Below are 7,956 nucleotides of genomic sequence, written 5' to 3' on the forward strand. Positions count from 1 at the left end.
CATGATACTTTAATTATAAGCGAAAAAGGTACAGTCTCCACAATTTTCTTGAGAGCTGTACCTTTAACATGGAATGGACTTTTTCAGTGGCCTCCCCTGTGACAGCCTCTTTTTGCTGTATAACACACTGACACTGACCTACCGTGTCATGTAGTTTCAATGTTTTATTCAGCCTGAGACAAGGGAGCTGCTTTAACGATGAGAATTCAATCATTGTCTTTACGTGATGAAGATACGTTAGGCCAGTTGTGGAGACTGCAGCATATGGCTTACCGACTGGAAGCAAAGATCATCGGATTTCAGGATATTCCGCCTTTGCTGGATACGATGGCAACCTTGCAGAACTGTGGAGAAACCTTCTACGGATGCGTGGACGACGGGGATGGGGAACTGCTTGGTGCGGTCGCCGTGGCAGAGGAAGAAAAAAACACACTGACAATCACACGTATGATGGTTCATCCCGACCATTTCCGTAAAGGTATTGCTGCTTCACTTATGCAGCATGTTTTTGCAGAGCATCCGCATCTGCCTCGTTACATCGTTTCTACAGGCACACGTAATCAACCCGCAGTGAATCTGTACAGACGGTTTGGCTTTGAACCCGTGGAAGCGATACAGATTGCACCGGGAGTGGAATTAACGACATTTCATAAGAATAAGCTTTAAGCATGTGAACAACTTAGGGGGGAACTATAACGTTGAGCGGTCCTTGGTTTATTGATGAATGGCATATTTTACTTCGTTTACTGCTGGCCATGCTGCTTGGCGGCCTTGTCGGACTGGAACGTGAGCGTTCCAATCATGCAGCCGGACTTCGAACGCATATTCTGGTTTGTCTTGGGTCAGCACTGATTATGATGCTGTCTATTTATGGTTTTAAAGATTTTGCACATGAATTAAACGTAAGGATCGACCCGGCTCGTCTGGCCACAGCGGTAATTACCGGCGTCGGCTTCCTGGGAGCAGGAACGATACTTTTCACAGGTAAATCCATTACAGGGCTTACAACGGCAGCTTCGATCTGGGTTGTCGCGGCGATTGGTCTTGCTGCAGGTGCGGGTTTCTTTTTTGCCTCCATCGTTTCGACTGTGCTTGTGCTCCTGAATCTATGGGTGTTTAATAAACTAGAGCTAAGATATTTACGAGGTAACAAGCTGCATGTGATTACGCTTCATACGTTGTCCGAGCCTGGCACCTTAGAGAAGGTATCGTCTTTTATGGAGCAGGAGAAGATTAAAATTCGTAAAATTACAGTTAATGAGCAGGATCTTTCTTTTGCAGAGGTCACACCTGTCGAACCGAAAATAGAAATTGTGCTGCACGTTCAGGTGCCGCATGAATTTAAAACGATCCAAATGGTCTCCAAGCTGAGACAGTGGGAACACATGACCAAAGTCTCTATTGAATAAAGAAAATCTCAACCCTCATTGAATAAAAGAAAACCTGAACCCTCCAAAGGCAGGAATGGCGGAGGGTTTTTCTCGATATCCATTTTTCTTCCAGTTACTCTTGTGGCGCTTTAGGGTACTATCTAACCAAATGCACGATGAGCGGAAGTGAACATTTTCCGGGGAAAGGAGCAGCTTATGAAGAAAGGGCAAACAGACGGCAAGCGAACGGGAAGGGCTAGAAAGCCCAAAAAGGTGAGAAATAAAACGCATAAATTCATTGCGGGGCTGCTTGGTGCTGTCATTCCGGGATTGGGACATATTTATTTGCGGCTGTACATGCGCGGTTTGACTTATATACTGCTTGTATTACTTGATTTATCTGCTTTGCTGTACTTCTCGTCCATTGGCATACAGATCAATGTGCCGCTGCTAATTCTGCTCGCTCTTTGTATTCCGGTCATTTATTTCTACAATGTTTATGACGTGCTGCAATCGGCTGACTGGGTCATGATGCGCAGGCGGCGTGGTGTGACACAAGCAAGCATGGACAAGCCGGTGTCCGGTGAACGCCCAGAGCGGGAGCGAATGATGGTATGGGAGCGAGGCATTTCGTCTGGACTTTTACTTATTGCGGGCGGAGCGCTGATGGTGCTGTTTTTCCGCAAACCACGCTGGTTTCAGGAGCTGATCGCGATGTACGGAGCATATTCCTTCGCAGTTCTCATGATTGCAGGCGGCTTGCTGCTGTTCGGCCGGGAAATCTGGGTTATGCTGCGCAGGAAGAAAACATAGGGTAATCGTGCAGGGAGGGAAAGGAATGAACCGTAAAATCCGGGTTGGACGATATACGGCTGCGGCCTTGATTACAGCGGTCGGTGTACTGCTCATTTTGGATAAACGGTGGGGAACAGACTACTTATTTGAGGTCGTGGATTGGTGGCCCTTTTTACTGGTCAGCTTCGGTGTAGAGTGGATTTTGTTGTTCCTGTGGATACGCAGTAGAGGCAGACGAGATTCGGAGCATATATCTGCATTAGATGAACCTCAAAAAAGACGTTTTAGACCCGATGCCAAGGGCATTCTGGCTTCTTTGATTTTGACAGCTTCCGTATTTATTGTGACCGAGCAGGATCACTACATGCATTTATGGAATCGGGTAAGTCTCAATTTGGGAGCCGCTTCAATGGATTATAGCCAGGCTGCCGGATATATGGAGGATAAGGGTGTCGTTGGGGTGCCTGTACGGATGGATACTTCCGATATCGTGGTAGAGGGGGTAAACGGAGATATCACACTTCAGCGCGGAGAAACGGATGAGATCAAGGTGAAAACGGTGGTCTGGGTGGATCAGGCATCTGAAGTGCAGGCCAAGGCGGTAGCAGCGGCATCCTTTGTTGAGGTCGAAGGTGACAAGGTTATTCGTATCAAAACGACAGGAAAAGCATATGGTGACAATGAAAAAACACAACCGCGCATGAATATGACCATTACCGTTCCGGATGATCGTCGTTTCAACCTGGATATTCGAACGTCCAACGGTGCGATTTTGTTAAACCGTCCTGAGGCGATCAAAACGATTGTTGCCGAGACGGGCAATGGAAGAATTCGTATTAACAATGCGGTCGGTGATATTACGGGCAAGACGCTGAACGGGGACGTGATAGTAGCCAACGCAACAGGCAATGTAGATATGGATAGCAATCGGGGGGATATGAAGGCACGCGGCGTTTCGGGAGATGTGGATCTGACGACACAAGTCGGAAGCATCAGCATTACAGACTCCTTTGGCGAATTTATCGCTGAGACACGAAACGGAAATATTACGCTGGATAGTGCCAATCTCGGCGTCAAAGCCCAGTCATTAAATGGCAGCATTCATATTGTCTCCACCAAAGTCGGGGGAGATTGGGATGTGTACAGTGCCGTTGGCGCAATTAACATTGTGATTCCCGAGCGCGGTGATTACAGCTTGACCGGCTCCAGCAGTTACGGAGATTTGCGAACGGATATGCCATTCAACGTCAAGAACAAAACGATCGAAGGGCAGCTGGGCGAAGGAGAGTACAGGATCAAAATTGAAGGTAACAGTGACCTGACCGTTCAGCGGAATGCAGAAGTTCCCGGTTTGGAAAATAATTCAACTGACTCGCAGGATGCTAACGGAAACGGGGGAGAAACGACGGATTCAGGTCCGAATGCCACCCCGGATACAGCGGATGACCCCGCATCGTCGCGTTGACAATAAACTTGCAATCGCCGTACAATAAATGTACACTGGCAAGGTTACACGACCAGTCAATGAAGGTTGAGACGTCCACAGCCAATCAAAGGTAGGGCGTCCACAGAATGAAAGGTAAGGCGGTGGGCTTTATGGCAACACGTGTCCAACATGCGTTGGAACAGCTCAAAACGACCGGTGTCCGTATTACACCCCAGCGTCATGCCATATTAAACTATTTAATGGAATCCATGGGGCATCCGACAGCTGACGAGATTTACCGGGCGCTCGAACCCCAATTTCCGAGTATGAGCGTGGCGACCGTATATAACAATCTGAAAATGTTTCTGGAAGCCGGTATGGTCCGGGAACTGACTTACGGAGATAATTCAAGCCGTTTTGATGCCAATGTGACGGATCATTATCATGTGATATGTGATCAATGCGGCAAGATTGAAGACTTCAGCTATCCTTCGTTAAAGAGCGTTGAGCTTCAAGCTGCTTCAAGTACGGGATTTGAAGTGCATGGTCACCGATTGGAAGTATATGGCGTTTGCAAAAGTTGCAGGGATCAATAGAGATGAATTACAATATTGACGTGTGGAATTCAGTATGGATTCTTCACGTTTTTTATTTTTACAGGCAGTTGAAACGAGACACAAACAATATAATGGTTTAAACATTGGTCTTTATGGGTTTTTTACTATCAAGATGGAATTAACGGAGGTAGTCGTTTGGGTAGAAAAAGCAAATATACACGTCGTAAACGACGTTCATTTTGGCCGGGATTACTCGGAGCTTGTCTTGTGGCTGGCGGTGCCTATTGGCTTATAACCAGTCTTTGGTTGAATAAGGTCTATGAAGACCCGGATTGGCTCGGAAGAAATCAGCCTATTTTTGTAGATGGACAGCTTATGGATGAGGAAGCCCTGGGCACAGGCAATCAGCTTAAACTTCCGGTGAAGGTGCTGCAAGAAACGATTGATCCAGGGATCAGATACGAGCCTGACTCGGGGGATATCATTATTGCTTCGCCGCAACGTGTGCTTCATATGAAAGAAGACAGCACCAAGGCAGAACTGAATCATCAAGATTATCCGCTGAAAGTGAAGCCGGAGGTCCAGGCGAAGGAAGCGTATATTCCTCTTCAACCTCTGAAAGAGGTGTATGGCCTGAGCGTACAGGAGGACACTACTACAGGTGCAGTGATTCTGATGCGTGGTGGAGATACGATACAATATGCATCGATTGATACCCAATCGTCGGATAAGGATAAAACGGTCCCGTTATATAAACGCGGCGATGAAACCTCGCCCATTCTCACCGATATGCAGCAGAACACGAGAATACGCGTATGGCAGACGGGGAAGGATCAAAGCTTTGTACAAATGGATAACGGTTATGCCGGTTATGTGAATAATGACTATGTTGTTCTGGGTGAGAAAAAAACGCTGGATACCCCGAAGTTCACACCAACTGCCGCGGAGAAAAAGTGGAAAAACAAACCGGTCAATCTGGTCTGGGAAGCAGTCTACAATCGTCAGCCGGATGTAAGCTCAATCGGGAAGATGCCAGGTGTTAATGTGGTAAGCCCGACATGGTTCCATATTACGGATGGCAAAGGAACAGTGAAAAGCAAGGCAGATCAATCTTACGTTAATTGGGCTCATCGTTCAGGGATGGAAGTATGGGGACTGATGGATAACAGCTTTGATCCGGACATTACGAAGGACGCACTCTCTACCTACGCCAAGCGTACACACATCATTGAACAGATGCTGGCCTATGCTCAAACGTACAGACTGGATGGCATTAACATTGATTTTGAAAATGTGTATACCGATGATGGGGCCAACGTGACCCAGTTTGTTCGTGAAATAAAGGCGATGGCTCGCATTCATGGACTGATCTTATCCGTAGATGTTACGCCAAAATCGAATAGTGAAATGTGGTCTGCCTTTTTGGATCGGCGCGGATTGGGAGAATTTGTTGATTATATGATGGTGATGGCGTATGACGAGCACTGGGCAGCCAGTCCCAAAGCAGGCTCCGTAGCCTCGCTTCCATGGACGGAGTCTTCGGTGCGGCGCATCTTGGAAGAAGATGAGGTGCCTGCGGACAAGCTGGTTATGGCGGTTCCCCTGTACACACGCATCTGGACTGAAAAAGCGAATGAACAAGGGGAGATTAAAGTATCCTCCAAAGCTGTAGGAATGAACACTGTGCAGGAACTGATCAAGGAGAAGAAGCTTAAACCTGTGCTTGATCAGGCAAGCGGACAGAACTACGTGGAATACAAGGAAGATGGAGCTGTTCAAAAGATCTGGATTGAAGATGCGGTATCCCTGCAAGCAAGAGTAGAGCTTATTGCTTCGCTGAAGCTGGGCGGAGTGGCAGCATGGAACCGAAGCTTTGCCAATGCATCTTCATGGGAAACGCTCAAGCAAGCGGGTTACTCTAAATGATGTTGAACTGATCGTTTTATTATTTTATTTAACGCTAACAAGAAGAAGGTCCGGTATAGTATACCGGGCCTTCTTTATTTTTTATTGGCAGGGGGCGTAATGTAAAGCTATTCGGTAGGTGCAGCGGGAGGGGAATTCGTTTCAATAGGCGTACTCATCGTAGTGGCTTTGCTTGGGTCCATCGTAAGGATCGTATGACAAAACATGCAGCGATCTGTCTTGCCCAGCATTTTGGTTAACTTCCCGCATTCCGGGCAATCGACCTGTACTGCGCTGGTTGAGAGCATTCCGGCCCAGAAATAAATGATTAAACTGCCAAGCATAGCGACAAGCCCTATAACCAGTCCTACAGCTGCGATGACTTTCCCGGCGTGACCCCAGAACACAATTCCGGCTGTACCCAGGATCATTAGGCCCATGCCTAGCATGGTTAAGAGTAATCCCCAAGTGCGAAAAGCATTAATTTTTGCTGATTTAAAAATCATGAAAAATGCTCCTATCGTATGAGTAGTATTGGACTCGAAAAAGAAGGAAACGTTGTACTTCATGTAGAATTACATTATAACTGACTTGGCGCCATTCTGCCATGAATTGTATAAATTGTATGGAGGGAATCGTGGAATTAAAGAACCTTGCTTTTTTGTCTGAACAGTCGGAAGAGACAGGGGCAGTTGGGGCTATCGCTTATTCCCATCCGGGAGAGCGATTCCACGGCTCCCTGATTCAGGATTTTGACTTGCTGGTATTGATTGTCCTCAATACAGATCAATCCACATTAACTGTTGAACATTACAGATACGGTGATCTTCGTTATCAGTTGATCTATGCCAGCTGGTCTGAATTGCAGATTACTGCGGTTACAGGAGAGCACTATAATCTCATGCAATGCCTGATTGAAGGGGAAATCATCTGGGAAACGGATGATCAGATTACTCAACTGCGTGAAGAATTGTCTTCATTCGGCAAAGAGTTGCGGGAGCAAAAGCTGTTTCATGAGTTCACCAGTTTTCTGAGAATGTACGTTGAAGCCAGGCGTCATATGCAGCAGGGCCATGTTGTGGATGCGTACTATGATGCGCTGAAGGCTCTGGGGAACTGGGCCAGAATTGTACTTATTGAGCAAGGCATGTACCCTGATCATGCCGTCTGGACTCATATACAGCAGTTGGATCGTGCACTGTGGAAACTCTATCAGGAGCTTACCGTAAGTTCCGAAACGCTGGAACAGCGGGTGGAGTTGGTTTTGCTAGCGTGCGAGTTTTCGGTTATGTCCAAAATGGGAGAATGTTCCGAACTTCTACTGCGGGTGATCAGAAGCCGGAAAGAACCGTGGAGTATTCATGAACTGGTTCATCATCCTCAACTGAGATTTGTGCGAGAGGATCTTCCGCTTGTACTTCGTAAACTGGTGCTTCGTTCTATTGTAAAGGAATCTGCGGGTTGGCCCTCTCTTGAAGGGGAAGGGCGTGAAATTCGCTATTGGATTGAAGCATGATATGCTCAAACATTTAAAATGTGATGTATAGTATAAAGGAGGGGAAACCTTCCTTTTTTGTTTGTTTAATAATTTATAAGTTTGGTGTTGACTCTTGTCTGATGAATGTGGTACATTATATTTCGTTCCCCAAATGAGTGAAACAACCATTTGTTTGAGGAAAAGTGAAGAACAAGCAATGTTGAAAAAAAGAATTTCAAAAAAAAGTTCTTGACGAAAATAAACGAAATGTGTTACATTATTCAAGTCGCCGCCGAAACTTGGTTGAGACGGAATGAAGTAAATAAATCATGTTTGATCTTTGAAAACTGAACAACGAGTGAGTAATGATCTTGCTTGCAAGATCAACAATGAGATTAACAATCTCGTCAGATTCAAAATGAGCTT

8 protein-coding genes are annotated in these 7,956 nt (G+C 46.3%); 7 read left to right on the forward strand and 1 reads right to left on the reverse strand.

Annotation, left to right across the window (positions count from 1 at the left end; genetic code table 11):
* The first annotated feature begins 198 nt into the window (after positions 1–198).
* The 6 genes from HNR77_RS29745 to HNR77_RS29770 all read left to right on the forward strand — a co-directional run bounded on the left by HNR77_RS29745 (position 199) and on the right by HNR77_RS29770 (position 6,074).
* Positions 199–666, forward strand: coding sequence for a GNAT family N-acetyltransferase (locus tag HNR77_RS29745; protein WP_184191688.1), 468 nt, complete (start codon positions 199–201; stop codon positions 664–666).
* Between the two features lie 32 nt (positions 667–698).
* Positions 699–1,409 (forward strand): MgtC/SapB family protein, encoded by a 711-nt coding sequence (locus HNR77_RS29750; RefSeq protein WP_111268431.1) that lies wholly within the window; start codon positions 699–701, stop codon positions 1,407–1,409.
* A gap of 177 nt (positions 1,410–1,586) precedes the next feature.
* Positions 1,587–2,183 (forward strand): hypothetical protein, encoded by a 597-nt coding sequence (locus HNR77_RS29755; protein ID WP_184191691.1) that lies wholly within the window; start codon positions 1,587–1,589, stop codon positions 2,181–2,183.
* A 25-nt stretch (positions 2,184–2,208) separates the two neighbouring features.
* Positions 2,209–3,630, forward strand: coding sequence for a DUF4097 family beta strand repeat-containing protein (locus HNR77_RS29760; RefSeq protein WP_184191695.1), 1,422 nt, complete (start codon positions 2,209–2,211; stop codon positions 3,628–3,630).
* Positions 3,631–3,761: 131 nt separating this feature from the next.
* On the forward strand, positions 3,762–4,187 hold the full coding sequence (gene perR / locus HNR77_RS29765; protein ID WP_110898428.1) for a peroxide-responsive transcriptional repressor PerR: 426 nt from the start codon (positions 3,762–3,764) through the stop codon (positions 4,185–4,187).
* A gap of 156 nt (positions 4,188–4,343) precedes the next feature.
* Positions 4,344–6,074 (forward strand): glycosyl hydrolase family 18 protein, encoded by a 1,731-nt coding sequence (locus tag HNR77_RS29770; protein ID WP_184191698.1) that lies wholly within the window; start codon positions 4,344–4,346, stop codon positions 6,072–6,074.
* 107 nt (positions 6,075–6,181) lie between these two features.
* Here the strand turns inward: HNR77_RS29770 and HNR77_RS29775 are convergent, their stop codons facing one another.
* Positions 6,182–6,559 (reverse strand): DUF2614 family zinc ribbon-containing protein, encoded by a 378-nt coding sequence (locus HNR77_RS29775; RefSeq protein WP_184191701.1) that lies wholly within the window; start codon positions 6,557–6,559, stop codon positions 6,182–6,184.
* Between the two features lie 131 nt (positions 6,560–6,690).
* Here HNR77_RS29775 and HNR77_RS29780 point away from each other — a divergent pair, with 131 nt between their 5' ends.
* Positions 6,691–7,569 (forward strand): nucleotidyltransferase-like protein, encoded by an 879-nt coding sequence (locus HNR77_RS29780; protein ID WP_311768692.1) that lies wholly within the window; start codon positions 6,691–6,693, stop codon positions 7,567–7,569.
* Positions 7,570–7,956 lie beyond the last annotated feature (387 nt).

It is taken from the genome of Paenibacillus sp. JGP012, assembly GCF_014203995.1.
Taxonomy (GTDB): Bacteria; Bacillota; Bacilli; order Paenibacillales; family Paenibacillaceae; genus Paenibacillus; species Paenibacillus silvae.

What these genes read in the sequence shown, in the direction of transcription:
- HNR77_RS29745 (WP_184191688.1), top strand. Translation starts at nt 199, where the DNA reads ATGAGAATTCAATCATTGTCTTTACGTGATGAAGATACGTTAGGCCAG.
- HNR77_RS29755 (WP_184191691.1), top strand. Translation starts at nt 1,587, where the DNA reads ATGAAGAAAGGGCAAACAGACGGCAAGCGAACGGGAAGGGCTAGAAAG.
- HNR77_RS29760 (WP_184191695.1), top strand. Translation starts at nt 2,209, where the DNA reads ATGAACCGTAAAATCCGGGTTGGACGATATACGGCTGCGGCCTTGATT.
- perR (WP_110898428.1), top strand. Translation starts at nt 3,762, where the DNA reads ATGGCAACACGTGTCCAACATGCGTTGGAACAGCTCAAAACGACCGGT.
- HNR77_RS29775 (WP_184191701.1), bottom strand. Translation starts at nt 6,559, where the DNA reads ATGATTTTTAAATCAGCAAAAATTAATGCTTTTCGCACTTGGGGATTA.